The organism is Pseudomonas pergaminensis (assembly GCF_024112395.2).
GTDB lineage: Bacteria > Pseudomonadota > Gammaproteobacteria > Pseudomonadales > Pseudomonadaceae > Aquipseudomonas > Aquipseudomonas pergaminensis.
The window spans coordinates 1,793,428-1,819,156 of record NZ_CP078013.2 but is presented as its reverse complement, the minus strand read 5'-3'; the positions used below and the strand labels follow the sequence as shown (position 1 = coordinate 1,819,156).

The window sequence follows — 25,729 nt, the reverse complement described above, 5'->3', positions numbered from 1 at the left end:
GCCCCGCGTTGGGCTGCGCAGTAGCCCCATGCTTAATCAGTCATCATGCAACAACCCCGACCCATACTCCCCATAACTGCTGCCCAACCCACTGCCACCAAAACTCATCTTGGCCGCCTTGCCAGGGCTATGGTCGCCGAACGCCTGGCATCCCCCAGTGAAACAAGGGTCGCTGCTCACACCCGACGACCCCGACGAACACGCACTCAACAGCAACGCGCCGGCGATCATCACGACTTTGACGAGATTCGAGATCATTGTTCAATTCCCTGTGGGCTGGAGGCGCGAGGGGCCCCTATTAAGAGTGATCGTAGGCCTCAGGGCCGTTGGGAATCATGAAATTTTGCTGAGTGACAGGATTGGTTCAGGTTGACGCTTGGGGAAGGCGTCTGGGCGGAATGCTCGGCAACGACGGGCGAAGAGGTGAGAAACGCAGCGCACCCCCCCGGCACCCAACACCCATCCCTGATAAACTGCGCCCCATTCGCCTCGCTAACTCAGATCCCCCATGCCCCTACACACCGCCCCACTCTCCCGCCGCTTCTCCGTTGCTCCGATGATGGATTGGAATTACTAATCCTGTAGGCCACGTATTCCTTGCTCTACAGAGCCGACCTGAAAGCCGCGTACCACTTTCGTACCAACACTACTTTTCAAGCAGTCACGCCCTGCGCCTCAAGACAGGCGGCAATCGGCCAAAAGCGACCATTCGCGAGAACTTCTCCAATGCGTGGATACGCACGCCAGTCTGTTTCTGACCACTGGCATTGCTTCAATTGATTGGATCGCCGAACAAATGGGGCATACCAACACATGATCCGTCAGCACTATGGCACGTGGATCAACCAGGACGGGCCAGACATGGTGGGGATGCTGCAACTGGCGTTGAAGCTATCACCGGTCACAGCTCAACACTGATCCTATTGAGACCCACCGCTTCGGCGAACCGGCCTACGGCCGTGAGACTCGCCCAGGTGCGTAACGGCTCACGTCGCGAACGCACTGGTATCAGGCGCGCCGTAGGACCACCCAAGCGGATGGATAAAGTCCACTGGCTGTTATCGCCGGCAACGCGGCCCACCACGGCCTCACGCACCGCGTTTTGGCTGACCAATGCTATCAGGGTGTCTGACTGTATCGCTTCGCCGATCATGGCGTCAGCTCCAGGCGGCGCGCCAACGCCGCTTCCTCAACCGCAATAAGCAGCGCCTCGATGGTGGCCGGAGTCAACGCACGCGCCGCCTCCACGCCTTCTATAAAGCCTTCCGCGCGATCCCGGGCTAGCTCCAGGGCGCGCAAATCCTCAACTCGGGCAAAGCGCTCCAGGTGGTTGGCCAACTTGGTGCGTATCAGGTCAGGCAGGCTGATTCCGTTCAGCGTAAAAATCAAACTCATGGCGTCACCGGACGGAGCGCGTCCAAGGCGGCGCGCAACTCCAACAATGGAAATTGTTCCCTACGATTCAAAGCTGGGCATTGGGCTAGATGCGCACGGAAAGGCAACTGCGAACTACCGCCACGGTAACTCTGCAGGCCTTTGCAGTGCCGGCATACCAACCAACTCTTGCCCAGTTCCCAGTCACGGGCCCATTCCTCCAAGGGAGCCGTCACGCTTCCCTCGTTATCGTCAAGCACGCTCATGGTCGACCTCTTTAGGCCCATCCAGAAACGCTACGTTTGCGGAACACGCGCCGAGGGACCTCAGGCGCTCCGCAAAGTACGGCGTAACGGGTAACGGCATGGCGCGATTCCTTATCGAGTAGGTGTCAGGTGTTGCGTGACAGCACTTTAGGGGGAGTCGGTCTACCAGTCTAGGGGGTTCTGGTTTGCGTGAGCACACAAAAAGGCCCCCGTACTTGGCTAAAGTGTGGGGGCCTTTTGAACATAAGCGGCGTTATGTCGATTCAGGCAATGCGCAAATCTTAAAAATTCGCAATTTCAAAGAGACGCTTTTCAAGCGCCACTTTGCTCAGGATTCGTAGGTTTTCAGCGTCGAGTCCGGAAATTGTCTCTTCCTCATGAAGATTCAATATCAACTCACGCGTGAGAATCTCACAATCCCGTGCTTCAAATCCGGTGACTGCGTGCGCAATCCTGGCGAGTGAATGAGCAGAACGGCTCTCTGCGGGATGACTCTTGTTACTGGCGCCAAACATGACTTCCTACCCAAGCTTTCAAACAGTTGAAGACGGGGCACACGAATTGGCCCCCTTCTGTAACGAGTGGTGGGTTTAACATTAAGTTCACAGAGAGAGCAATTGCCCCCTATCTGGCGACCCAAAAGCGCACCAAAAAGAAGTGCCAGTCTCATGGTGGTCCCATGGGGCTATATTTTTGACGTAAAAAACCACAAATTCCCGACTTTCTCTAGGAAAATCAGTTGTTTGTTTTTTTTGAGTTTGGCGGTGAAGGGGAGGTTCGAACCCACATCACACCAGACGCTCACCGCTTCCCATTCAGCATCCGCGCAGTGACTGCTTTTGGCCGACTGCTGCCGGTCATGAGCGAAAAACATCAGCCTTTTCGGTGATGGATTGGAACAGCTAATTCTGCAGGCCACATCAAACGTGATGTTCCAAGCATCTCAGAAAATTCCGTACCACTTTCGTACCAACACCACCCCCATGCACTGACGCTCCGCCCTTTTTTTCGACCTTCGCAACTATGAGATTTGCCACTGCTATGCTTGAGCTCTTTGAGAACGAGTCGCATACCATGACAAGCGAATACTCATTGGCAGATGTGCTGGAAAGACTTTATCAAAATCAACTGGCGCTCGAAGCGGCTGTGATGGAGCTGACTATTTGGGCTGAGCAGCAAAACAATTTTGAAATAGGAGAGAACGTGCGGGGGGCACTTCACACACTCGATGATAACGCCGGCCACATAAAGCAGGGCCTAGCGAGGTTGAAAAGGTTGGGCCGCCCCTGAGCTGGTCGTGCCCAAAGCAGAAAGGACCTGACTAGTAAAAAGGCAGTACGCTCTTCATTGATCGTCAAAATATTAGATCGCAACTTATTGATTCAAAAGACAAATGAATAGATTTTGGTTTCTGGCGCATGCAGATCTTCTATCAAACCACCATGATATTGCCTGCCTATGCAGGCGAGAAAACTTAAGCAAAATCGAGGTCCCCCACGGACGCTTCTCTTTGCTGGAAGCCCCGCCTGTATCATCGAACGAAATCTCGCCTTTGAGGTGATGGCATTTTGATTGATCTGACTGCTATCCTCTAAGAGCATACGAATGGAGTCGATGACGTGCCCACCGAATATCCCCAATCCGACGTACTCTCCAGAATCCAGGAAAAACATCCGTATATCGAAGAAGCTTCGATGGGCCTTGTCTCGACTGTAGAAGATAGAGGTACAACTAATTTTGGAGTGGCACCTCTGAAACGCTGGCGACTTTTCGCAGAGACGCGAGATATTTCAAGAAAAAATTGTGCTCAGAACTGAAAATAATTCTATAACACCCTCTACAAAGAAGGTCGCAAAATGGATTTCGAAGAATTTGAATTGCAAAAACTGTTCGGCCATGAAGCTGCCGAAGATGAAGATCCAGAACGCCTAAGGGAATATTACTTCAAAGGCAAAACTTACGCTCAAGTTGTTAACGACCTGCCACTAAGAATAGTCGTCGGACATAAGGGTGTAGGAAAATCAGCACTGTTTCAAGTCGCTATAAACGAAGAATCATTAAAAAACCGCCTTACCCTTTTAATTAGGCCCAATGATATTGTCGACATCGGAGAAGATAGCGACGACTTTTTGAAAATGATTAGAGATTGGAAGACTGGAATAAACGAGATTATAGCTAAGAAAGCCTTAACATCATTCGGGATGTTATACGATGGTTGGAGAGGAAAACTAAACCAATACGGTGGTGCGGCCTTAGACTTCCTCTCATCAACTATCAAACAGGACAAAGCAGATCTTACTCCGGCAAAACAAGCAATCTTGAAAGACTTTCTTCAACATCAAAAAATTTCGGTCTACATTGATGATCTTGACCGTGGATGGCAAGGACGCAAACACGACATCCAACGAATTTCTGCACTTTTGAATGCCATCCGAGATATTTCTACTGAGAATCGCGGCATTTATTTCCGAATCAGCCTGCGTTCAGATGTTTATTACCTAGCACGGACATCTGATGAATCTACCGATAAAACCGAAGGCTCGGTAATCTGGTTCTCTTGGAGTAATCATGAGATCCTAGCGTTACTATCAAAAAGAATTGATAGCTATTTTGGTGGAAAAGTTACCGAAGCCGAATTCTTAGAAAAACATCAGTCACAGATGATGCACTACTTAAGCCCGATCATCGAAGAAAAATTCTCCGGCAAAGGTCATTGGCAAGATGCACCCATGTATCGAGTGCTAATGTCCCTTATTCGAAAAAGACCCCGGGACTTGGTAAAGCTTTTGACTCTAGCTGGCCGCGAAGCAAAGTCAAAGAACTCCACAGTAATTACAACGCGCAATCTAGAAGCTGTTTTCGAAGAGTACTCTCAGGGCAGACTTCAAGACACCATAAATGAATACAGATCTGAGCTTCCGACTATCGAGAGATTGATTTTGGGAATGCGTCCTACTAAGGCCCAAAGAAAACTGGGACAGGGTTATATCTATACAACCGACCTATTACTGAAAAAACTTAAGGGCATCGAAGAACAAGGCAAATTCCGCTGGGCTAACAGCGGATTAATACAAACCCAAGAACTCGCCGCCTTTTTATTCAAAATAAATTTCATCACCGCTCGCAAGGCAACTGCTGCCGGTATTGATCGTAAGTATTTCGAAGAAAATAGGTATCTCTCTAATAAATTTGTAGACTTCGGTTACGACTGGGAGGTTCATCCCGCTTATAGGTGGGCTCTCCAACCAGAAGACCCTATGCAGATCTTCAACGAGTTGGAATTGAGTGCACCATAAGTATAAAGTCGCTGCCTCTACTTAATGTAGACGGCAGCGATCCTGCTTATGCATGATGTACGTGCTTTACCACAAGTCTCTCTCACTCCAATCCCAATGCCCTCTGCAAACACCCACATCCTAAGCTTGTAGGTGATAACGCGTGTGCGTGAACGTAAGGGATGTGAGCACTCCGCAATGCAATACGCAGCTTCAAAAGCCACCGCCCTAGGCGCATCTCGCGTTTTCATGTTGACCCACGGCAAAGAGGTTAGGAGGGTTAGTTTTTTACTGGATGCTATGAAAGCCTTGTCTGGTACGGGTTTGCGAAGGACTGGCAAAGTTAGCTTCTGGTTAGCACTGGTAATTACCTAACCGTTATTGATGTTAAATACTCAACACATTATTTCCTTTAAAAACATATAGTTACAGACTCCTAACTTTTAATCTAACCCAACCTAACCCATCAAAGTTAGGTCTCAAGCCCAATAAATACGGGGCTTCCAGCCGAACACGCCCCACTCAAAAAAAACCTAACCCTTTTCCCGAGGCAGCAACTGGATCCGGCTGCTCTCACACGGTTGTGAGCTTTGCGCCCCCCCCACCTTCGCAGGGTTCCGCAGGCTTCCCCCCCCCCACAACGACGATCAGAGCCCCAAGCTGGGCCGCTGCGAATGGTCCGAAGGTGCGCAGAAAAAACGACCCATTTAGCCCGCAGGCGAGGTGGGGGGACGACGGCGCGCGCCGGGTGGTGAAGCACGCCAATGCCCCCGGTGTAGCACGCCTGTGGCCCTAAATGTGGCACGCCAACTCCCCACGCAGCCGGCAGCTCGCTGGGTTCCTCCAGCGCAGCCCCCGAAGCCCCGTGTTTATTGGTCCTCGCGGCCGCTTTGGCTTGCCGTGACACCCTGCAAATGCTATATTGAGCTGGGTTTTTTCATGCTACTGAAAGGCAAACCTTCATCTATCCCAGCTGATTTTTTCTGACCCCAAGCCCCCCTCACTCCTACAGTTCGTCGCCTCAAATCGCGTCATGAGCTAACCTCGACTACTGTATGCGCATACAGTATTGGATTCGCACCCATGAATAACGATGAAGACACCCTCGGCTGGCTTGGCCTCCCTACCCCATTGCAAATGTACCGGCAGCACTGCCGCCTCCTGGAGAACGAGATCCAGGACCTGAACGTGCAACTGCGCAAAGCACGGGAGGATGTCTTTGGAATCAGCCAGATGCTGCTGGCTACCCAGGCCAAGAACGCCGAGTTCGCTGGATACCTCCGTCAGAGAGGCGGTGAAGCGGCTGAGATGCGCAAGCAGATCGACACCCTAACGACGTCACTGACCGTAAGTCAGCGTGAAGCCGAAGGCCTGAAGCGAATCGTCAACGAGATGAGACCTCGACCGACCACGATTGTCTAAGATCAAACGGAAGGAGGGCTTGGCTATGTGCGGAAGGCTGTCGCAGTACAGGGGAATCCATGACTTCGTTGCGGCGCTGAGCATGCCCAACGCCCTGGCAAACTCGGTGGGCGACCAACCTATCGAGCGGTACAACATTGCTCCGACGACCCAGGTGGCATTGCTGCACCTGCAAGGTGAAATGCTGCACGCTGATCCAGTTCGCTGGGGGTGGCGACCGCATTGGGCGAAAGACCGCGCCGCACCGATCAACGCACGCGTCGAAAAGGTCGCCCACGGCCCTTTCTTCCGGGCGATCTGGCCGCACCGGGCAATCACGCCTATCGACAATTGGTTTGAGTGGGTGGATGAAGGTGGGCCGAAAAAACAGCCCTACCTGATCCGCAGGAGGGACGGCGCGCCGATCTTCTGCGCGGCCATCGGCCAACTACCAGACCCCTATGAAGGCCCAGGCGAGCATGACGGCTTTGTGATCATCACCGCCGACAGCGCTGGCGGAATGGTGGACATTCACGACAGAAGGCCCGTGGTTCTGACGCCGGACCTTGCCCGCGAATGGCTGGACCCGGCAACGCCAAAAGAACGTGCCGAGCAGATGGTGTTGCACCAGGGCGAGCCGGCCGAGGCCTTTGAATGGTTCAAGGTCAGCACCGCCGTGGGCAACGTGAGAAACAAGGGCGCCAGTTTGATCGAGCCAGTGCTCTAGAACAGCCCACCCAGTGCTGCTGGCTCCCAATTCATGATCACCAACTCGCCGCTCACCTCGGTTTTACCCTGCCGTTGGTTCGCCGTGCTGTAACGGATGTCCACCGTTTCAAAGTGAAACCCATCAAACACACGGCGAATATCGGGGTGGTCGTTGATGCTGACCATTACCTTCCCCTTGCAGCGCCGCATGAACTCGGCCATCCGCTCGTAGTTTTCAAAGGCAAAGTCCACTCCGTAACCGGCGGTCTGCCAGTAAGGCGGGTCCATGTAGTGGAAGGTGTGTGGCCGGTCGTAGCGCTCAGCACATTCCAACCAGCCCAGGTTTTCAACATAGGTCCCGGAGAGCCGCTGCCAGGCAGCGGATAGGTTCTCCTCAATCCGCAGCAGGTTTATCGCCGGCCCGGTGGTGGCCGTGCCAAAGGTCTGCCCGCTGACTTTCCCCGCGAACGCATGGTGCTGCAGGTAGAAAAATCGCGCAGCCCGTTGGATGTCGGTGAGCGTTTCCGGCCTGGTCATCTTCTGCCATTCGAACACCTGGCGGGAGCTGAGTGCCCACTTAAACTGGCGCACGAACTCTTCCAGGTGGTTCTGCACCACGCGGTACAACGTCACCAAGTCGCCATTGATGTCGTTAAGGACTTCAACCGGCGCAGCCTGGGGCCGCATGAAGTAAAGCGCTGCGCCGCCGGCAAAGACCTCGACGTAACATTCATGTGGTGGGAACAGCGGAATAAGGCGATCTGCCAGGCGACGCTTGCCGCCCATCCACGGGATTATCGGTGTGCTCATAAGTGATCCTTGTTTCGACAATTGGATTCGCTTAGGCTTCGCACCCCCTGCGCAGTGGGGCGAGGCCTTGGTTGGAGCACTCGGCGTGTTCGAGTGTTTCAGCGTCGAACCGGCGTTGACGCACCGGTTCGTCGCCTCGTTTGCTGCGCAGGGGGTTTTAGCCCCCCACGGGAATTTCATAGGGCTTGAAGCGCACGACCTCTTCCCCGAGCCAGTCATTCACCTGCGCCATACGCGCCTGAATCGGCTCCAGTTCATTGGCCGCATAGATCTGCGCCGCCTCCCTGATCGACCCAAAACCACCCGCGTTTTGCGGCACGATGCCCATCAACTGCGGCGGAATGCGCAAGCTGGCCAGCACGTCGTCGCGGGTCTGGTTTTTGATCGAGTTGAATTCGTCCTTGGCCGTCACTTCACTGACCGGGATGATCTGCAACCCGTCCTTTTTACCGTTCGGCGAATACACGAACAGGTTGCGGAAGTTACCTGGCCCCTTGGAATCCTTGAGCGCCTTACGCAGTGAATCGACATCCGCTTCGTTCTGCGCGGCATCGGTCATGTAGAGGATGAAGCCAGCATGACTGCCGTTCTCGTAATACTTGCGGCGAAACAACGTGGCCGACTCATTCAGCAACGCCGACTGCAACGCGCTGATCCACTCAGGCAGCCCGTACACCTCCTGGTGTAGATCCGCCTCTCGCAGATGAAAGACCGTACCCGGTTGAAATTCATGCTCCTCCTTCCAGCCCTGGACCATGAACTGCCGCCCGTCCTTGCCCGTACGCATGTACTTCGCCAGCGGCGGTACCAGCTCGCGCACCAGGCCGAGCATCGAGCGCCGTCCTTCCAGATAGCCGTTACCCAGGCATAGGAAGTCCAGGGCGAACTGTTCGAATGCAGCGCGCGACAACAGCCGGTGCGGGATAAACGTCTTGCTCAACAGGTTGCGCTTGAACATCAGCCCCGAATGCAGATGCACGCTAGAACCCACCGAGCGCGCCAGCCCATCCAGCGACAGCGGCGGCTCATACCACCGCCCGTTAAACCAGCACTCCAGGTAATCAAACACCTCCCGGCTGCTCAGCACCGGTGATGGATCACCAAAGCTGAACGCCTCCATCTTGCTGTCACTGCGCGGAATAAACTCCTGCGTTGAAACCGTAGCGGGCTGGGCCAACTGCTTGGTATTTCTGCGGCGGTTCGACATCAAAAAATCTCCATCCGCCCGGTGTTGGCAGTGGTCTGCCCCTCCAGCGGTTCGTTGTGCAATGCATGAAAGAGCGCCCACGCCAGGTCAGCGTGGCCGGTGTTGTCGTTGCGGCCGGCGGTGTAGGTGAATTGGCGACCGCCTGCGGTGATGGTCTTGCGGATCGCCATCAGAGACTGCGCCATGTCGGTCCAGCCAGCATCGAACTCCAGCCGGCCACGGTGGATCACGTCGTAAGCCTTCAGCACCAGACGGGTCTTGACCTCGGGCGAGTAGCTGAAGGTGGTCACGTTGGGGAAGAATTGGCGCACCAGCTGCGCCACGCCGCTACCCAGGCCGGTGACGTCGATCCCGATGTACGTCACCCAGTAGCGATCGCATACGGCTTTGATCACGCTGGCCTGGGCCGCGAAGTCCATGCCTCGGAACTGGTGACGCTCCAACACCCGGAACTTGCCCCCTGGCACCATCGGGGGTGCGACCACCACCAGGCCCGAGCAGTCGCCGGTTTCCGCCGGGTCATAACCCACCCACACTTGGCGGTCGCCGAACGGCCGCATGGCAAACGGCTTGTAGTCCTCGGCCCATTCAACCCAGCTATCAACCATGCATGGCTGCAACACCGTGAGCGGGAAGATGCTCGCCCCGTCGTCGACGAACTCGCACATGAGCAGGTTAGCGAACGCCTCGGGGCTGTACTCCCGCCGCAATTCCTCAATGTCGAAGAGGTCGCAACCGCCCTCCTCCGCGTCGAGGATGGTGACGATCTGGCGCCACAACCGGTCCTCGCAGAAACGGCCCTGCTGAAGCGCACCGTGGGAAACATCGACCTTGGTGTGTTGCGCTGCCGGCTTGCCCTTATTGAAGCGCTCGCCCGTCCAGAAGGTGTAGGCCTCGTGGGCCATGGTCGAAGGCGTCGAGAAGTAGGTTTTGCGCCACTTCTTGTGCATTGCCATACCCGACGCAACCTTGTTCAGCTCCTCAAACTTGAACGTCCAAAAGAATTCGTCGAAGTAGAAATTGCCGTGGTAGCCCTGGGCGGTACGCGCATTGGTGCCGAGGAAGAACAGTTCGGCGCCGTTCGGCAGCACGATGGGATCACCTGTCAACTCGACACCGACAACCTCGCGGGCAAACGCCTGGATGTACCCCCGGAACAGGTAGGCCTGGTTCTTCGAAGCCGACAGAAAGATTTGATTGCGCCCAGTCTCCAGCGCATCAATAAACGCCTCGCGGGCAAAGTAGTAGGTAGCGCCGATCTGCCGACTCTTGAGAATGACGCGGGTGCGCTGATTGCCGGCCCGGTGCCAGTCTTTCTGGTAGTCGAAGCAGCCATCGATAAACGCTTCGCGCAGCAGCTCGATCTGCTCTTCGCTGATGTCGTTTTTCGGGGTCTTTTTCTTCGGGCCTTCGTTGCGTTTGGCAAGGTTGGGATTAAGTTCGGTTTCCGTGCCACCGCCCTGAAAACGCTCAATACGCGCCTGCCGCTCCAACTGGCGGTGCAGCAGGTCAATCTCTTTGAAGTCGCCGCCGCTCTTGCCTTCCTTGAGGATCAACTGCACCAACCGTGCTTCCAACGCCCCGCCAATGCGCTCGACGTTATCCGCCCGGTCCCACTCGTCGCGGGCCTTCCAGCTGTGTAGCGTTTTTTCCTTTTCGCCCGTAGCCTCGGCAATCTCGCAGATACGCCAACCCATCCAATACAGAAACTTGGATTGGCGTCGGGGATCGATCGGGAGCAGTTCAGTCGTAGTCATGGCCGCGATGCTGCCGCCCGCGCCGGCGAGTCAGTAGCGCTGCCCCTTGTAGTCCCGCTCCCTACAATCCCGCCCCGTTGCCGCAACTCGCGCGCGTCACGACCATGCCCCTCATTGCAACGCATCAAGCGCCCTATGCATTGAGGATTCCCGACATGAAGAAATTTCGCAGCAACTGGTTCCGCGTCGCCGTCGAGGGCGCTACTTCCGACAAGCGCACCATCAAACGCAGCTGGCTGGAACAGTCCGCGAAGAACTTCAACCCATCCACTTACGGCGCCCGTATTTGGCTGGAGCACTTCCGTAGTGTGATGCCGGACAGTCCGTTCAAAGCCTACGGTGATGTGCTCGCGGTCAAGACCGAAGAAGTAGAAATCCACGGCCTGAAAAAGCTAGCCCTGTTCGCCCAGGTCGAACCGACGCCTGAGCTGATCGCCATGAACAAGGCCAAACAGAAGATCTACACCTCGATCGAGATCGACGACAGCTTCGCCGATACCGGCGAAGCCTACATCGTCGGCCTGGCCGTGACCGATTCACCGGCCAGCCTGGGCACCGACGTGCTGGCGTTCTCCGCGCAAAAGCCTGAATCCAGCCCGTTCAAGGATCGCCACTACTCCAGCACTTCGATGTTCACCGAAGCCGTGGAAACCGAGCTGCAATTTGAAGAAATCGAAGACAAGCCCGGTCTCGGCGCCCAGCTCTTCAGCAAAGTACAGGCGCTACTGGGCGGCAAGCAGGCAAAGGACGATGCCGAGTTCGCCCAGATCGGCCAGGCCGTCGAAGCGATCGCCGACCACGTCAAGGATCTGCCCGAGCAACTGGCTGCCGAGAAGAAGTTTTCCGGCGATTTGAACACCAAGGTTGAGCAGCTCAGCAAAGACCTGACCGACCTGAAAACCACCCTCGGTAAAACCCAAGACCACTCCCAAACCCAGCGCCCACCGGTAACCGGCGGCGGCAACCAAGCCCTGGCTGAGTTCTGACCTGCGGCCTACACCGCCCAGCCCACTATCGGAGACACCCATGCGTAACGACACTCGAAAACTCTTTGCCGGCTACCTCAGCCAGGTCGCGCAGCTCAACGGCGTCGAATCGGCCACCGCCACGTTCAGCGTTGATCCAACTATCCAGCAGCGCCTGGAAACCAAGATTCAGGAATCCAGCGAGTTCCTGACCAAGGTCAACGTCATCGGCGTCGATGAACAGGAAGGCGAAAAGGTCGGCCTGGGCGTGGGCGGCACCGTTGCCAGCCGAACCAACACCAACCTCAAGAAGCGTGAGCCGCGCAGCATTGGCACTCTGTCGAGCGACAAGTACAAGGCCGAACAGACCGACTTCGACACCTTCGTCAGCTACAAGCAGCTCGATGCCTGGGCAAAGTTCCCGGACTTCCAGACCCGCCTGTCCAGCGCCATTGCTCAACGCCAGGCGCTCGACCGCATCCAGATCGGTTTCTATGGCGTTTCGGCCGCAGAGCAAACCGACCGCACCGCGCACCCGTTGCTGGAAGACGTCAACATCGGCTGGCTCCAGCAGTACCGCACCCACGCCCCAGACCGCGTGCTGAAGGAAGGTGCTGTCGCCGGAAAAATCACCATCGGCAAAACCGGGGACTTCAAGAACATCGACGCCCTAGTCTACGACGCTATCCAGTTGCTCGACCCTTGGTTTCGCCGCAACCCTGGCCTGGTCGTGCTGACCGGCCGCGAACTGGTCCACGACAAGTTCCTGGCCCTGGTCAACAAGGACCAGGACGCGACCAACACCCTGGCGAGCGACCTGATCATCTCGCAACGCCGCGTCGGTGGCCTGCCGCTGTACGAGGTGCCGTACATCCCCGAAGGCACGATCCTCATCACCACCTTCGCCAACCTGTCCGTGTACTGGCAGATCGGCGGGCGCCGCCGCTACCTCAAGGAAGAGCCGGAGTGGAACCGAGTCAGCAACTTCGAATCGTCGAACGAGGCGTACGTGGTCGAGGAATACGGCCTGGGTTGCCTGCTGGAAAACATCACCCCAGTCGAAGACGCCGGCGGCGAGGGTTAATCCCATGGCACTCAGCATTGCCCAAGCCCACCAACGCCGCGCTCGCGCGGCCATGGAAGCAGCGAAAACCGCACCGCAGCAATCCATGGCCGGTGCGACCGCTTACGAGCACCAGTTGAATCAGCTGCTACAGGATCGGCTACGCCTGAAGGCGATCCAGTCCACTGCTGCCAAGGAAGCGCTCAAGCCGCAGCTATTGCCTCAGTACGTGCCTTATGTCGAGGGCGTACTTGCGGGCGGCAACGGCGCTCAGGATGACGTCCTCACCACCATCATGGTTTGGCGGATCGACGCCGGTGAATACGCCGGTGCGTTGGACATCGCCGACTACGTGCTCAAGCACAAGCTGATCATGCCCGACCGTTTCGAGCGCACCACCGGCTGCCTGGTCGCGGAAGAAATCGCCACCGCAGCACTGAAGGCGCAAAAAACCAACGGCACGTTCGACCTGAGCATCTTGCATCGCACCATTGAGCTGACCGACGACGAAGACATGCCCGACCAAGCCCGCGCCAAGCTCTACCTGGCAACGGGCCGTGCCACGGTGCATGGTATCACGGCAGAGGAACCCGGCCAGCCGGGGCAAATTCAGGCCGGTATCGACCTGCTCAAGCGCGCCATCGAGCTGCACGACAGCTGCGGCGGCAAGAAGGACTTGGACGGCGCCGAACGCCTCCTGAAAAAATACGCTGCACCTTCTACCTAGAAGCATGCAGCTAACAGAGCGTCCCCACGCACCCCGCCGGCTCGGGGCGGATCGGCCAGGCCGCTCCTCCTGAACGTGAAGCCCCGACCACCGGCGACCTATTTTCGAGTGCAGTCATGAGCGCATTTGTAGCCAGCGGCACAGTCGACAGCGGCCACATCAACACCGACCCATTCTGGCCGTCGATTGATCTGGACGGCTTGCGCGCCACTCTGCGCATTGACCCCAGCGTCACCCCTGCGCGACTTGAAACCGCAGTGATCGCCGCCGCGATCAACCTCAACAACGAGCTGAGCGAGTGGCGCACCGCGCAACAGGCCGCAGGCTACGTCACCCTCGCCGACGTGCCGGGCGACCGCATCAAGGACGTGTCGGTCAAGGTCCACCTCTACCGCCGCGCGATCGAGGCCGGCACCGGCGCCGAAGTCTGCGAGCGGTACCGCGACTACAGCGTGACCAACACCGGCAGCGACAAAGCCGACGCACTCACCCCCAACATTGACGACTACCGCCGCGACTTGCGCTGGGCCGTGCGTGACTTCCTCGGCCGCACCCGCACCACCGTGGAGTTGATCTGATGCCCGTCGCCGTCCGCACCAACCAAAACGACACCGTTGACGCCCTCTGCTGGCGGTTCTACGGCCGCACCGCCGGTGTTACCGAGGCCGTGCTTGAGGCCAACCCCGGTCTGGCCGACCACGGCCCGATCCTCCCGCAAGGCCTTGTCGTCAACATGCCCGAAGCTCAAACCACCGCGCACCAGCGGCAGATGGTGCAGCTATGGAATTGACCCTGCGGCACCCAGCCCTTGAACCCACCAACCCTGGACAACGGAATGAAGCGCATGCCTGACCGTCCCGACACCTGGGCCTGGCTCGCCGCCTGGCTCGAACAGAACTGGCCGACTCTTTACGCCGGAATCCTGGCCTTGATCATCGCCGCCCTGCGGATCATGTACGGCGGTGGCACCTTCCGCCGGATGGTGGTCGAAGCCCCGCTATGCGGCACGTTGGCCCTGGCCGCGAGCCACGGCTTGGCGCTGCTCGGCATCCCGACGTCCACCGCGCCGTTCTTCGGCGGGGTTATCGGGCTGCTCGGCGTGGAAGGCACCCGCGCGGCGGCGAAGAAGTTTTTCAACCGGAAGGTAGAGCAGCTATGACGACCCTTCGCCACGGCGACCGCTCGCAAGCGGTACTGATCCTGCAAAAAAACCTCAACAAGCACGGCGCCAAATTGGTGCCGGACGGTGACTACGGCGACGCCACTGAAATCGCCGTGCGCGCCTACCAGCTCAAAGTCGGCCTGGTCGCCGATGGTGTCGCCGGTACCAAGACGCAAGCCAGCCTTGCCGGTGGCGACTGCGCCCAGCTGCTGCGCAATGTCGATCTGGTGACCGCTGCCGATCGCCTTGGCGTGCCACTGGCGAGCATCTACGCGGTCAACGAGGTGGAATCCAAGGGCAGGGGCTTTCTCGACAACGGCAAGCCGGTGATTCTGTTCGAACGCCACATCATGTACCGCCAACTCGCCAAGGTCCGCCACCCAGGCGACGACCCGGCCGAACTCAAGCGTCACACCGACCAACTCGCGGTCGCCAACCCTGCCCTGGTCAACCCGAAATCCGGCGGGTACAGCGGCGGTACCGCCGAACACCAACGCCTGGCCATGGCCCGCCTGATCGACGAAACCGCTGCGCTGGAGTCCGCGTCCTGGGGCGCCTTCCAGATCATGGGCTTTCACTGGCAGCGCCTTGGCTACGCCAGCGTGCAGGACTTTGTGGCGGCGATGAGTGCCGGCGAATCGCAGCAGTTCGACGCGTTCACACGCTTCATTGAAACCGACCCGGCGCTGCACAAGGCACTCAAAGCCCGCAAATGGGCCGAGTTCGCCAAGCTCTACAACGGGCCGGATTACCTGCGCAATCTGTACGACACCAAGCTCCAGCGCGCCTACGAACGGCACGCGGGTTGCGAGTGCGGGCGAGGGGTGGCGGCATGATCGACTTCGACGCTTTGGAAAAGCTGCGGGTACAGGACGGCGATGTGCTGGTGGTGCCGCAATCGACAGAGCATGACGATATGCAGCTGTTGGCCGAATCCATCCAGATCATGAACGGCGCCCGGGCGGTGGTCGTGCGCGGACCGATCAAGCAATTCGACACCGTCGCCATGAACAAACTTGGCTGGTATCGCGCATGAGCCCCCTGCGCCAGGCCCTGTACGGCATTGCCCTGCTCGGCGCCCTGGCGCTGTTGATCTGGGGCCAGGAGGCACGCATCAACGTCGCCGAAGGCAAAACCGACCTAGCAAAGGCTGCGGCCAAGACCGCCCGCGACGACGCCGACCGCAATCTTGAAACCGCCAAAACCCTCACCGCCACCCTGAAACAGGAGCGCGATGCACAGAGCCTCCTGCGCAGCCAGCAGGACCAACTGCGCTTGGGCCTGGCGAAACGCGAGCGAACCATAAAGGAGCTGAAACTTGAGAACGACGAACTACGCAAATGGGCTGATCAGCCTTTGCCTGACGCTGCTCGCCGGCTGCGCGAGCGCCCCGCCCTCACCGGCGCCGACGCTTATCGCGACTGGCTGTCCGGCCGTGACGCCGTGCGTGCTGCCGGCGACCAGCCCACTCAATAACGGCGACCAGCTCACCGACCAGGACCGCGCCGAAGCCGCCTGGGCCGAGTGCGCCGCCCAGGTCGATATGGTCTACAAACACCAACAGGCGAACCCATGAACAAGCACGAAAGCCTGCGCGCTCACCTCTTGGCCACCGTCGCCGAGTTGAAGCACGACCCCGACCGCCTGTTGATATTCATCGACAACGGCAAGGTCCGTTGCACCGCCGCACATACGCTGTCGTTTGAATACAGCTTCGATCTGCAGATCATCCTCACCGCATTCGCCGGCCACCCTGACAGCGTGTTCCTGCCCATCCTGGCTTGGCTCAGCGTCAACCAGTCCGAGCTGCTGGAGAACCTGGACAAGGTCAAAAATGGCATCCAGTTCGAAGCCGACATCCTCGACAAGGACAAAGTGGACCTCAGCATTACTTTGTCGCTGACAGAAAAAGTCGTCGTCGGCAAAGATGCCCAGGGCAATACCACCGTCAAGCACCCGAACGAACCGCAGTACGTGGTTGGCTACCTCAATCCAAACTGGAGGCCTGGGGCCCAGGGCAACACCAGTGAATGGCGAGTGCCTGATGGCGAATAACCTGGAAGCGCTGGAGACCTGGGCGGCGGTGCTGCTGGAACGGCTGGAGCCAGGGGAGCGCAGCAAGCTTGCCAGAAGCATTGGGCAGGAACTGCGCCGCAGTCAGCAGAAGCGGGTGATGGCCCAGGAGAATCCGGACGGGAGCAAGTTTGCGCCGCGTAAGCAGCGGAACCTGCGGGGGAAGCAGGGGCGGGTTAAGCGGAAGCTGGCGATGTTCAAGAAGCTGCGGACCGCGTCGTATCTGAAGGTTCGTGGGGATAGCAATACTGTGACGGTAGGCTTCACCGGGCGGATTGCCCGTATTGCCAGGGTTCACCAATATGGTTTGAAGGATCGTGCGGAACGTGGCGCCCCTTATACTCGTTATGAACAGCGGGAGACTCTAGGATTTACTGACGCGGATCTAGATATGATCCGCGACAGTCTTTTATCGCATCTCACTGCGACCTAGTTATTGACAACAGATCCCGGGGGCAGAACGCGCAATCGAGGGAACATCCCAGTCTCCAGCCCGTGATTGAAAACTTTCATAAATGCTTCAAAAAACGCTGCGTCCCCATGAATATACTGACAGTACTGATGCAACTCGCTGTAGGACAAAGGAATGCAAGCAATTCCAGTTTGATGATAAAGCTCAAGCATTGGCGGCGTGTATTCATCGTAATCATCGTCAAAAAGCTCCTTTACCACTATAACTGAATAAACCCTTTTCCCTTGCAGAACTATCTCAACCTCTTTTCCATCCATAAGCACAACAAAATCATCCGACCGCTTTAGATAACCTATTGCTCCCTTGACCTGAGCAATAGCTTTTTTCAAAGCTTTATTTGTAGCCGTTCTTTTTTTCTCAATTGTTTTATTCAGAATCCCCTCAAGATTTTGATTGTCTTTCGCCTGAATCAAGATAACGCTCTCATCGCTAACCACAAGAATATCTACCACCTCTTCTTTATCATAAGTTTTTTTGGGGGCAAGATAGATACTATTCGAGTCAAACGTTCTTTCAAGTAAAGCAATAATTTCTTTTTCCTGCGGAGGGCCTGGCATTTCTCTTTCGAGAGTAAATGAACTGAATCCCTCACTACCATGATAGCGGTGGTTCTCTGGACGCATATCAAAATATACAATATCTTCGGGCATCAGCGGTTCTAGAAATTTTACGCTGATCGCGGCTTCATCATCTGCCGGGCCACTTATCATATGCCAATCTGACATCTCACTCAGTATTGCGCTCTGATTCAAACCATGAACGCTCGGGATAACTGCACCACGCAGCATATCTCTATGTTTTTTTGTGGATTTAAACTCAGCTCTATAAGCAAGCATTTCCCTACCAAGCTCATCAAAAAAATGAACATCAACTTGAGGGGACAAAAACAGCTTAGACAACTCCCTCCCCGCCAACTCCTTAATTAGTGCCCCACCTGTAGTGTACGGGTGTCGCTCATCATCAAAAAATGCCGCTAAGAAGCCTACAGACTTAACGCCGGGAATTTCATAAGGAATAAGATGAATCTTGAAGGACTGCCGCATTTTCGCGGTCAAAATAGCTTCCTTTGATATTTTAACAATCAACTTAGGAATTGAATCACCCCTGACTAATACGGGTAATAGACCAACCGAAAGTTCGTATACCTTTCGCATAACGCTCGGATGAAGTATTGATAGCATTAAGCTCACTCCTTTGAAGGTTTTTATTCGAGCACTCATTTTGGCAAGGCTGACACTAGCCTAGAAACCGCCTCTTGTAACGTGCGCCCTTACAACGCGAAGCTGCTGCGCTCTCGCACGCGCAACGCCACCATCGGCGCCATGAACGACTTCGCCGCCCTCTCCCGCATGCTCGAAAACCTCATCCGCTTCGGCGTCATCGCCGCCGTGCAGATGGAGCCCCCGCGCGTTCAGGTAAAAACTGGTTCACTGACCACCGCCTGGCTGCCATGGCTCGCCCTGCGCGCCGGTGCCGATCGGGAGTGGGATCCGCCCACCGTTGACGAACAGGTCATCCTGTTCAGCCCATCCGGCCAGCTCGCCAATGGCGTCGTCATCACCGGCCTGCCCAGCGACCACATACCCGCCAACGGCAACCGCGCCGGCCTGCACCGTCGCACCTACGCCGATGGCGCGGTAATCGAGTACGACAGCGTCCAACATCACCTGAGCGCCACCCTACCCGACAGTGGCACCACCAGCTTGGTGAGTAAGGGCGGGATCAACATCATCGGGCCGATTAATCATCTGGGCGATTACAACCAAACGGGCAATCAGAACGTGGTCGGCCGTGTAGACGTTTCGGAAGACGTAGTCGCAGCGGGCATCAGCCTGGTCAATCACCTGACCAAGGGCGTCAAGCAAGGCGACGATCTATCAGGTAAGCCAACATGAACCGAGAAACCGGCGGCGCCATCGGCGACCTGGCTCACATCGGCCAGAGCATTACGGACATCCTCACCACCCGCATCGGCACCCGAGTGATGCGCCGCGAATACGGCAGCCTGCTGCCCGAGCTGGTAGACCATCCCTTCAACGACGCTACACGTCTGCGTGTCTACGCGGGCACCGTCATGGCGTTGATGCGCTGGGAAACCCGCATCAGCCTCAGCCGTGTGCAGTTTCTCGGCGCGAACCTTCAAGGTCAGTCCGTGCTGGAGCTGGAAGGCACCATCGTCGACACCAACGAGCCGTTGAGCATGAGCCTGCCGCTGCAACTGGGGGGCAGTGTATGAACTCCTTTGCCGCGATTGACCTCAGCCAACTCCCGGCGCCGCAGATCGTCGAGCAGATCGACTTCGAAGTGATCCTGGCCGAGCGCAAGGCCTACATGATCAGCCTGTGGCCGATTGAGGAACAGCCGCAGATTGCCGCTCGCCTCGAAATGGAAGCCGAGCCCCTGACCAAGCTGCTGCAAGAGAACGCCTACCGCGAAACCATCTGGCGTCAGCGGGTCAATGAAGCGTCGATGGCAAACCTGCTGGCCCTGGCCAAAGGCCCCGACCTGGACCAACTGGCGGGCAACTTCAATGTCCAGCGTCTGGTGGTTCAGGAAGCCAAGCTCCTGGCGGTCCCACCTGTCGCAAGAATCATGGAGAGCGACGACAGCTTGCGCGAGCGTGCGCAAATGTCCTGGGAAGGGCTGAGCACCGCCGGCCCGCGTAACAGCTACATCTTCCATGCCCGAGGCGCTGACGGTCGGGTGGCCGATGCCACGGCTGAAAGCCCATCACCTGCGGTGGCAGTAGTCACCGTGCAATCGCTGCTTGGCGATGGGACGGCACCGCCGGACCTGATCACTGCCGTCAAAAACTACCTGAGCGACGATGACCGCCGGCCGGTGGGTGATCGCCTGACGGTGCAAGGCGCGCAGATCATCCGCTACCAGGTCAAAGCCAAGCTTTATCTGCTGACCAGCGGCCCCGAGTCGGAACCGATTATTGCCGCCGCCGAACAGCGCTTGCTGGCATACGTCAACCGACGTCGGCGCCTGGCGATGGAGGTGTCGGAATCGGCCTTGCACGCCGCGCTGTTTGTCGAAGGTGTCCGCAAGGTCGTACTGGAAAACTGGGTCGATATCGTCGCCACCAAAGCCCAGGCGCCCTACTGCACCGGTGTGACTGTCACGCGGGGTGCCGAGTAATGGGCGCCCAGCAGCTGCTGCCGGGAAACTCCACACCGCTTGAGCGACAAGCAGCGCAAGCACTGGCGCAGATTCAGCGAGTGCCGATCCCGCTGCGTCAACTGTGCAACCCGAACGACTGCCCAGTGAATGTGCTGCCTTACCTGGCCTGGGCCTTCTCCGTCGACCGGTGGGACAGCAACTGGACCGAAGCCACGAAGCGCGCGGCCATTCGTTCATCCCGCTACATCCACGCCCACAAAGGCACCATCGGCGCTCTGCGCCGCGTGGTCGAACCATTGGGCTACCTGATCGAGGTGATGGAATGGTGGGAGACTGTGCCGGAAGGCGTGCCCGCCACCTTTGCCTTGAAGGTTGGCGTGCTGGACACCGGTATTACCGAAGAAATGTACCAGGAGCTGACCTGGCTGATCGATGACGCCAAGCCCCTCACCCGCCACCTGACCGGCTTGGCGATCAGCCTGGAAAGCACCGGCACCGTATTCATCGGGGGCTGCGTGTACGAAGGCGACGAACTCAGCGTTTACCCACCGACCCAGCGCGATATCGACATCAGCGGCGTGTACCGCATCGGTGGCCGCGAACATCATATCGACACGATGGACATCTACTCATGACCGACCAAAACAGCCAGTTCTTCGCGATTCTCACCGCCGTGGGTGAAGCCAAGCAGGCCAACGCCGCCGCCCTTGGTACGCCCTGGACCTTTGCCCAGATGGGCGTGGGGGATGCCAACGGTACGGACCCAATCCCCAGCCGCACGCAGACCAAGCTGATCAACGAGCGCCGCCGCGCGCCGCTTAACCAGGTAAAAGTGGACCCAACCAACGCCAGCGTGATCATCGCCGAGCAGATCATCCCGGAAAGCATCGGCGGTTGGTGGGTTCGTGAACTTGCGTTGTACGACGCGGATGGGGACATGGTTGCGGTCGCCAACTGCGCACCGACGTTCAAACCACTGCTCGCCCAAGGTTCCGGCCGAACCCAGGTGATTCGGATCAACCTGATCGTCAGCAGCACAGCCAATATCGAGTTGAAGATTGACCCCAGCGTTGTGCTCGCAACCCGCGAGTATGTCGACACCGTAGTCGTCGATGCGCTCTCCAAGCTGGACTTCAAGCACTCGGTGTTGGTGGCCACCACGGCGAACATCGCGCTGAACGGCCTGCAAACAATCGACGGTGTGCCGTTACCCGCAGACGTAAGGGTTCTGGTGAAAAATCAGGCAGCACCCAAGGAAAACGGTTTGTACACCGTGTCATCTGCAGGGGTCTGGAGGCGGACGCAAGACGCGGATACCAGCGTCGAGGTAACGCCTGGCCTGTTCGTCAGTGTTGAAATGGGTACGGCGAATGGCGACAGCGTCTGGCAGTTGGTCACAGATGCCCCGATTGTGCTCGGGACCACTGCACTGGTCTTCGAAATGGTCGCGGGGCGAACGGGCATCAATGCCGGCACCTATTCAGTTTTGACCGTAGACAAGTACGGGCGTGTTATTGCTGGTACCAACCCGACTACGCTCGCCGGGCACGGCATTACCAATGCGCTGCGCGTCGATGTAGTGAGCCAGCAGTTGCCAGCATTGGCGGCGCCATTGCCGGGAGGGATCGATGGCACCGGAAGCGGCGGAGCCTTGCAGATCCGCGAGGCACAGGAAGTCGGCGCAGCTCAAACGACTCTGGATTACGCCCCCCGTATTTTGTTCCACTGGCAAGGTTTGAAAGCTCGCGATTTGGCGATGTCGAACCTGGGGGACCTGCTTTGGGGCAGTAACTTGGTGTACCACGGCGGAAACTTCAGTCCTGCGTCCAAGGCCAACTTGGCAAGCCCCGCACTCACGGGCACCCCCACGGCTCCAACGGCTACCGCCGGCACCAACACCACACAGTTGGCCACCACCGCCTTTGTTTGGTCGGCGGTAAACACCTATGCAACGACCGTCACAGCATCACTCAATCTGAAAGCCGATGTGGCAACCTCTCTTCGGATTGGAACGGTCAGTCGTCAGCGACCGATCCTGGCGGGTCCTATCCCGGCCGGTGCAGACAATGGCGGAGATGGTGCAGGTGGCGCGGCCGAAATCAGGGAAGTTCAAGAAGTTGGCGGCACACAGACTGATATGAAGTACGCGCCAGCGTTGCTATTCAATTGGTCGAGCAAGTTTGCGCGCTACCTGAAGATGTCGTCTGTGGGCGATCTGGTCTGGGGTGACAAGAAGATCTTCACCGAAGGCAATATCACGGACGTGCTAGCGACCGTCGCGTTGCAGCCGAATGGTCGCGCGCTGATTCCAACCAAGGACGGCACACCACTTTACCTTCAGTGGTACGAGGGGCCAATCAGCGGTGCTGAAACTGTCGCCTATCCGGCAATCAACCACCCCGTTCCTTTTCCTAACCTATGCCTTTTTGCCGGCGTTTTTACGCGTTCAACCACAGGCAGCACGCTGTCGGACCAGATGTTTCAGGTTGAATACTGGGACCGCCTGGGCATAAAGGTTTTCCCGCAATGGTTTGGCACGGGCAACCAATCGCTCGTTAAACCGCTGATCTTCGCCATCGGATATTGAACATGGATAACCAAGCTGACACGCCAGTGCCCGAATCATTTGAGGTGTTCTACGAAACACCGGAACCGCCGCAGCCCGAGGTCATTTACTACAGCGCCCGTGATTGTGGCTTTCTCTTCCTGTCCGAGCGCCCAGCCTATGACGCGGCGGGTACCTGGCCGGAAGATGCTGTCGAAGTAACCGCTGAAGACTGGCAGGCATTCGGCCAGACAGCGCCGCCGCCCGGTATGCGCCGTGGCAGCGATGACCAGGGGCGTCCCGCATGGATCACGCCCGAGGTGACGCCTGAGGACGCGCGACAGCAGGAACGCTCCTGGCGTGACCGTCAGTTATCGGCCACTGATAGCCTGGTCACGCGTCACCGCGACGAACTGGAAGCAGATCGGCCTACAACGCTGACTGTCGAGCAGTATCAGGAATTGCAGCGCTATCGCCTCGACCTGCGCGACTGGCCCGCGTCCGATTCATTCCCTAACACTGAGCAGCGACCCACCGCCCCCGCCTGGTTGGTAGACGCCAACCTGTAAACCCCACGACAACAACCCGCCGCGCTCGCCCAACCGGCGCGCGCGCGGCAGCCTGTGCACTGTCATTCCATCACAGCGCAGGCAACCACCCATGGCCGGTTCAGACTATCTCCACGGCGTGCGGGTTCTCGAACTCAACGACGGCACCCGCCCCATTCGCACCATCGCAACCGCAGTCATCGGCCTGGTATGTACGGCTGAAGATGCAGACCCGCTCGCTTTCCCGCTGGACACCCCTGTTCTGCTGACCAATGTGCAAACCGCCATCGCCAAAGCCGGCGTGAAAGGCACCCTGGCGAAGAGCCTGCAGGCCATCGCGGACCAGACCAAGCCCTACACCATCGTGGTGCGGGTCAAGGAAGGCGCAGACGAAGCCGCCACCACCAGCGCCCTGATCGGCACCACCACCGCCGACGGCAAGTACACCGGCATGAAAGCCCTGCTCGCCGCCAAGGCCCGTGTGGGCATGACGCCGCGCATCCTCGGTGTGCCAGGCCTCGACAGCCAGCCGGTGGCCACCGCTCTGGTATCGATCGCCAAGGACCTGCGCGCCTTCGCCTACGTGAGTGCGTGGGACTGCAAAACCAAGGAAGAGGTAGTCGCCTACCGCGAAAACTTCGGCGCCCGTGAAGTCATGGTGGTCTGGCCGGAGTTCCAGAACTGGGACACGGTCACCAGCGCGACCGTCACCGCGTCGGCAGTGGCCCGTGCGCTGGGCCTGCGGGCGCTGATCGACAAAGACATCGGCTGGCACAAAACCATCTCCAACTTCGCCGTCAACGGCGTGACCGGCATCAGCGCCGACGTGTTCTGGGACCTGCAAAACCCGGCCACCGACGCCAACTACCTCAACAGCAACGAGGTCACCACCCTGATCAACGAGGGTGGCTTCCGCTTCTGGGGCAGCCGCACGTGCAGCGACGATCCGCTGTTTGCCTTCGAAAACTACACCCGCACTGCGCAGATCATCGCCGACACCATGGCCGAGGCCCACATGTGGGCCATGGACAAGCCCATGCACGCCTCCCTGGTGAAAGACATCATCAACGGGATCAACGCCAAATTCCGCGAGCTGATCGCCCAGGGCTACCTGATCGGCGGGCAGTGCTGGTACCCGGAGGAGATCAATGACAAGGACACCCTCAAGGCCGGCAAATTGACCCTGGACTACGACTACACCCCAGTGCCGCCCCTGGAAGACCTCACCCTGCGTCAGCGCATCACTGACCGCTACCTGATGCAGTTCGCAGCCGCCATCAACGCTTAAACCGGGCCTCCCCGCGACGGGAGCTAACCCTGTGCCATAACCCCGGAGAACCCCGCCATGGCCCTGCCTCATAAACTGAAACACCTGAACCTGTTCAACGACGGTGGCAGCTACACCGGCAAAGTGAAGACCGTCACCCTCCCCGCCCTGGGCCGCAAAATGGAAGCGTATCGCGGCGGCGGCATGAGCGGCCCGGTCAAGGCTGACCTGGGCTTCTCCGACGACGGCATCCAGCTGGAGTGGAAGCTCGGTGGGCTCGACCTGGTCGTACTCAAGCAGTTCGGCGCGGTCAATGCGTCGGGCGTGGCATTGCGTTTCGCCGGCTCATTTGAGCAGGACGACACCGGTGAAGTCAGTGCGGTGGAGATCACCGTGCGTGGCCGTCACGAAACCATCGAAATGGGCGACGCCCAGCCCGGTGAAGACACTGAACACTCCATCACCACCACCTGCACCTACTACAAGCTGACCGTCGACAACGAAGACATCATCGAGATCGACCTGCTCAACTTCATCGAGAAAGTCGGCGGTGTCGACATGCTGGAAAAACATCGCAACGCCATCGGCCTTTGATTGCCGGCATCGATCGCTACTCCCCCTTCATCACCAGGAGCTTTACCCATGAAAACCGAAACCACCGAACAGCCCGACGTCAAACCACTGGCCGACGACAACACGGTCATCCTCGACACGCCGATCCGCCGTGGCACCACCAGTATCGACAGCATCACCTTGCGCAAACCCAACTCGGGCGAGTTGCGCGGTGTGAGCCTGGCAGAGCTACTGCAAATCGATGTCAACAGCTTGGTTAAAGTCTTGCCGCGCATCAGTAGCCCGACCCTCACCGCCATCGAGGTCACGTCGATGGACCCAGCGGATCTGTTCGCGCTGGGTACCAAGGTGTGCGGTTTTTTGCTACAGAAATCGATGAAGATGGACTCATCCCTCGTTGCGTAGACGAC

Annotated in this window: 32 protein-coding genes and 2 pseudogenes; 26 read left to right on the top strand and 8 right to left on the bottom strand. The window is 57.9% G+C overall.

Annotation, left to right across the window (positions count from 1 at the left end; all coding sequences use genetic code 11):
- Window positions 1-36 precede the first annotated feature (36 nt).
- Entirely contained in the window at window positions 37-258 is a 222-nt protein-coding gene (locus KUA23_RS08305; RefSeq protein ID WP_078047452.1) for a hypothetical protein, read from the bottom strand.
- Window positions 259-724: 466 nt separating this feature from the next.
- On the opposite strand from KUA23_RS08305, the pseudogene KUA23_RS08300 reads away from it, so the two are divergent.
- A pseudogene (locus tag KUA23_RS08300) lies at window positions 725-918 on the top strand (site-specific integrase); the annotation flags it as partial.
- Here KUA23_RS08300 and KUA23_RS08295 read toward each other — a convergent pair.
- The 3 genes from KUA23_RS08295 to KUA23_RS08285 all read right to left on the bottom strand — a co-directional run bounded on the left by KUA23_RS08295 (window position 902) and on the right by KUA23_RS08285 (window position 2,155).
- Window positions 902-1,153, bottom strand: coding sequence for a hypothetical protein (locus KUA23_RS08295; RefSeq protein WP_252993736.1), 252 nt, complete (start codon window positions 1,151-1,153; stop codon window positions 902-904). The pseudogene KUA23_RS08300 and the gene KUA23_RS08295 sit on opposite strands and share 17 nt — an antisense overlap.
- Window positions 1,150-1,395 carry a hypothetical protein gene (locus KUA23_RS08290; protein WP_252993735.1) on the bottom strand — a complete coding sequence of 82 codons (246 nt, stop codon included), beginning with the start codon at window positions 1,393-1,395 and terminating at the stop codon, window positions 1,150-1,152. Before KUA23_RS08290 ends, KUA23_RS08295 begins: the two co-directional genes overlap by 4 nt.
- Before the next feature lie 526 nt (window positions 1,396-1,921).
- Window positions 1,922-2,155, bottom strand: coding sequence for a hypothetical protein (locus KUA23_RS08285; RefSeq protein WP_346356386.1), 234 nt, complete (start codon window positions 2,153-2,155; stop codon window positions 1,922-1,924).
- Window positions 2,156-2,714: 559 nt separating this feature from the next.
- On the opposite strand from KUA23_RS08285, the gene KUA23_RS08280 reads away from it, so the two are divergent.
- The 4 genes from KUA23_RS08280 to KUA23_RS08265 all read left to right on the top strand — a co-directional run bounded on the left by KUA23_RS08280 (window position 2,715) and on the right by KUA23_RS08265 (window position 7,043).
- Window positions 2,715-2,930 (top strand): hypothetical protein, encoded by a 216-nt coding sequence (locus KUA23_RS08280; protein WP_252993734.1) that lies wholly within the window; start codon window positions 2,715-2,717, stop codon window positions 2,928-2,930.
- A gap of 566 nt (window positions 2,931-3,496) precedes the next feature.
- Window positions 3,497-4,936 carry a P-loop ATPase, Sll1717 family gene (locus KUA23_RS08275; protein WP_252993733.1) on the top strand — a complete coding sequence of 480 codons (1,440 nt, stop codon included), beginning with the start codon at window positions 3,497-3,499 and terminating at the stop codon, window positions 4,934-4,936.
- Between the two features lie 1,062 nt (window positions 4,937-5,998).
- Window positions 5,999-6,337 carry a hypothetical protein gene (locus KUA23_RS08270; RefSeq protein WP_252993732.1) on the top strand — a complete coding sequence of 113 codons (339 nt, stop codon included), beginning with the start codon at window positions 5,999-6,001 and terminating at the stop codon, window positions 6,335-6,337.
- Window positions 6,338-6,362: 25 nt separating this feature from the next.
- On the top strand, window positions 6,363-7,043 hold the full coding sequence (locus KUA23_RS08265) for an SOS response-associated peptidase family protein (RefSeq protein ID WP_252993731.1): 681 nt from the start codon (window positions 6,363-6,365) through the stop codon (window positions 7,041-7,043).
- Here the strand turns inward: KUA23_RS08265 and KUA23_RS08260 are convergent.
- From KUA23_RS08260 to KUA23_RS08250, 3 genes are all read right to left on the bottom strand, one after another.
- Window positions 7,040-7,834, bottom strand: a complete 795-nt coding sequence (locus KUA23_RS08260) for a DNA adenine methylase (protein ID WP_252993730.1) — start codon at window positions 7,832-7,834, stop codon at window positions 7,040-7,042. The two genes, KUA23_RS08265 and KUA23_RS08260, sit on opposite strands and share 4 nt — an antisense overlap.
- A 157-nt stretch (window positions 7,835-7,991) precedes the next feature.
- Entirely contained in the window at window positions 7,992-9,041 is a 1,050-nt protein-coding gene (locus KUA23_RS08255; protein ID WP_252993729.1) for a phage portal protein, read from the bottom strand.
- Entirely contained in the window at window positions 9,041-10,798 is a 1,758-nt protein-coding gene (locus KUA23_RS08250; RefSeq protein WP_252993728.1) for a terminase ATPase subunit family protein, read from the bottom strand. Before KUA23_RS08250 ends, KUA23_RS08255 begins: the two co-directional genes overlap by 1 nt.
- Window positions 10,799-10,953: 155 nt before the next feature.
- Between KUA23_RS08250 and KUA23_RS08245 the strand changes: the two genes are divergently transcribed.
- The 12 genes and pseudogenes from KUA23_RS08245 to KUA23_RS08190 all read left to right on the top strand — a co-directional run bounded on the left by KUA23_RS08245 (window position 10,954) and on the right by KUA23_RS08190 (window position 17,221).
- Window positions 10,954-11,784 carry a GPO family capsid scaffolding protein gene (locus KUA23_RS08245; RefSeq protein WP_252993727.1) on the top strand — a complete coding sequence of 277 codons (831 nt, stop codon included), beginning with the start codon at window positions 10,954-10,956 and terminating at the stop codon, window positions 11,782-11,784.
- Window positions 11,785-11,824: 40 nt separating this feature from the next.
- The gene (locus tag KUA23_RS08240; RefSeq protein WP_252993726.1) at window positions 11,825-12,847 is read left to right on the top strand and encodes a phage major capsid protein, P2 family; all 1,023 of its coding nucleotides are present in this window, start codon (window positions 11,825-11,827) and stop codon (window positions 12,845-12,847) included.
- Between the two features lie 4 nt (window positions 12,848-12,851).
- Window positions 12,852-13,553 carry a phage terminase small subunit gene (locus KUA23_RS08235; RefSeq protein WP_252993725.1) on the top strand — a complete coding sequence of 234 codons (702 nt, stop codon included), beginning with the start codon at window positions 12,852-12,854 and terminating at the stop codon, window positions 13,551-13,553.
- Between the two features lie 116 nt (window positions 13,554-13,669).
- Entirely contained in the window at window positions 13,670-14,131 is a 462-nt protein-coding gene (locus KUA23_RS08230) for a head completion/stabilization protein (RefSeq protein WP_252993724.1), read from the top strand.
- On the top strand, window positions 14,131-14,343 hold the full coding sequence (locus tag KUA23_RS08225) for a tail protein X (protein WP_252993723.1): 213 nt from the start codon (window positions 14,131-14,133) through the stop codon (window positions 14,341-14,343). Before KUA23_RS08230 ends, KUA23_RS08225 begins: the two co-directional genes overlap by 1 nt.
- Before the next feature lie 45 nt (window positions 14,344-14,388).
- The gene (locus KUA23_RS08220; protein ID WP_178953318.1) at window positions 14,389-14,712 is read left to right on the top strand and encodes a phage holin, lambda family; all 324 of its coding nucleotides are present in this window, start codon (window positions 14,389-14,391) and stop codon (window positions 14,710-14,712) included.
- The gene (locus KUA23_RS08215; protein ID WP_252993722.1) at window positions 14,709-15,551 is read left to right on the top strand and encodes an N-acetylmuramidase domain-containing protein; all 843 of its coding nucleotides are present in this window, start codon (window positions 14,709-14,711) and stop codon (window positions 15,549-15,551) included. Before KUA23_RS08220 ends, KUA23_RS08215 begins: the two co-directional genes overlap by 4 nt.
- On the top strand, window positions 15,548-15,751 hold the full coding sequence (locus KUA23_RS08210) for a hypothetical protein (RefSeq protein ID WP_252993721.1): 204 nt from the start codon (window positions 15,548-15,550) through the stop codon (window positions 15,749-15,751). Before KUA23_RS08215 ends, KUA23_RS08210 begins: the two co-directional genes overlap by 4 nt.
- Window positions 15,748-16,191, top strand: a complete 444-nt coding sequence (gene lysB, locus KUA23_RS08205) for an Rz-like lysis system protein LysB (RefSeq protein ID WP_252993720.1) — start codon at window positions 15,748-15,750, stop codon at window positions 16,189-16,191. Before KUA23_RS08210 ends, lysB begins: the two co-directional genes overlap by 4 nt.
- Window positions 16,106-16,291 (top strand): annotated as a pseudogene (gene lysC, locus KUA23_RS08200) (Rz1-like lysis system protein LysC); the annotation flags it as partial. The gene lysB and the pseudogene lysC, both read left to right, overlap by 86 nt.
- On the top strand, window positions 16,288-16,770 hold the full coding sequence (locus tag KUA23_RS08195; protein ID WP_252993719.1) for a phage tail protein: 483 nt from the start codon (window positions 16,288-16,290) through the stop codon (window positions 16,768-16,770). The pseudogene lysC and the gene KUA23_RS08195, both read left to right, overlap by 4 nt.
- Window positions 16,760-17,221: a phage virion morphogenesis protein gene (locus KUA23_RS08190; RefSeq protein ID WP_252993718.1), complete on the top strand. Its 462-nt coding sequence runs from the start codon at window positions 16,760-16,762 to the stop codon at window positions 17,219-17,221. The genes KUA23_RS08195 and KUA23_RS08190 overlap by 11 nt, the downstream gene beginning before the upstream one ends.
- Here KUA23_RS08190 and KUA23_RS08185 read toward each other — a convergent pair.
- Window positions 17,218-18,441 carry a hypothetical protein gene (locus tag KUA23_RS08185; RefSeq protein ID WP_252993717.1) on the bottom strand — a complete coding sequence of 408 codons (1,224 nt, stop codon included), beginning with the start codon at window positions 18,439-18,441 and terminating at the stop codon, window positions 17,218-17,220. The genes KUA23_RS08190 and KUA23_RS08185 overlap by 4 nt on opposite strands.
- Window positions 18,442-18,582: 141 nt before the next feature.
- Between KUA23_RS08185 and KUA23_RS08180 the strand changes: the two genes are divergently transcribed.
- The 9 genes from KUA23_RS08180 to KUA23_RS08140 all read left to right on the top strand — a co-directional run bounded on the left by KUA23_RS08180 (window position 18,583) and on the right by KUA23_RS08140 (window position 25,724).
- Window positions 18,583-19,155 carry a phage baseplate assembly protein V gene (locus KUA23_RS08180; RefSeq protein WP_252994262.1) on the top strand — a complete coding sequence of 191 codons (573 nt, stop codon included), beginning with the start codon at window positions 18,583-18,585 and terminating at the stop codon, window positions 19,153-19,155.
- Window positions 19,152-19,496, top strand: coding sequence for a GPW/gp25 family protein (locus KUA23_RS08175; RefSeq protein WP_252993716.1), 345 nt, complete (start codon window positions 19,152-19,154; stop codon window positions 19,494-19,496). Before KUA23_RS08180 ends, KUA23_RS08175 begins: the two co-directional genes overlap by 4 nt.
- Window positions 19,493-20,404 (top strand): baseplate J/gp47 family protein, encoded by a 912-nt coding sequence (locus tag KUA23_RS08170; protein WP_252993715.1) that lies wholly within the window; start codon window positions 19,493-19,495, stop codon window positions 20,402-20,404. The genes KUA23_RS08175 and KUA23_RS08170 overlap by 4 nt, the downstream gene beginning before the upstream one ends.
- On the top strand, window positions 20,404-21,021 hold the full coding sequence (locus KUA23_RS08165) for a phage tail protein I (RefSeq protein ID WP_252993714.1): 618 nt from the start codon (window positions 20,404-20,406) through the stop codon (window positions 21,019-21,021). Before KUA23_RS08170 ends, KUA23_RS08165 begins: the two co-directional genes overlap by 1 nt.
- Entirely contained in the window at window positions 21,018-22,973 is a 1,956-nt protein-coding gene (locus KUA23_RS08160; RefSeq protein WP_252993713.1) for a phage tail protein, read from the top strand. The genes KUA23_RS08165 and KUA23_RS08160 overlap by 4 nt, the downstream gene beginning before the upstream one ends.
- 2 nt (window positions 22,974-22,975) lie before the next feature.
- Entirely contained in the window at window positions 22,976-23,500 is a 525-nt protein-coding gene (locus KUA23_RS08155) for a tail fiber assembly protein (RefSeq protein WP_252993712.1), read from the top strand.
- A gap of 91 nt (window positions 23,501-23,591) precedes the next feature.
- Window positions 23,592-24,767, top strand: coding sequence for a phage tail sheath protein (locus tag KUA23_RS08150; RefSeq protein WP_252993711.1), 1,176 nt, complete (start codon window positions 23,592-23,594; stop codon window positions 24,765-24,767).
- A 57-nt stretch (window positions 24,768-24,824) separates the two neighbouring features.
- Complete coding sequence (locus KUA23_RS08145) at window positions 24,825-25,340, top strand: phage major tail tube protein (RefSeq protein WP_252993710.1); 516 nt, start codon at window positions 24,825-24,827, stop codon at window positions 25,338-25,340.
- 48 nt (window positions 25,341-25,388) lie between these two features.
- The gene (locus KUA23_RS08140; protein WP_252993709.1) at window positions 25,389-25,724 is read left to right on the top strand and encodes a phage tail assembly protein; all 336 of its coding nucleotides are present in this window, start codon (window positions 25,389-25,391) and stop codon (window positions 25,722-25,724) included.
- Window positions 25,725-25,729 lie beyond the last annotated feature (5 nt).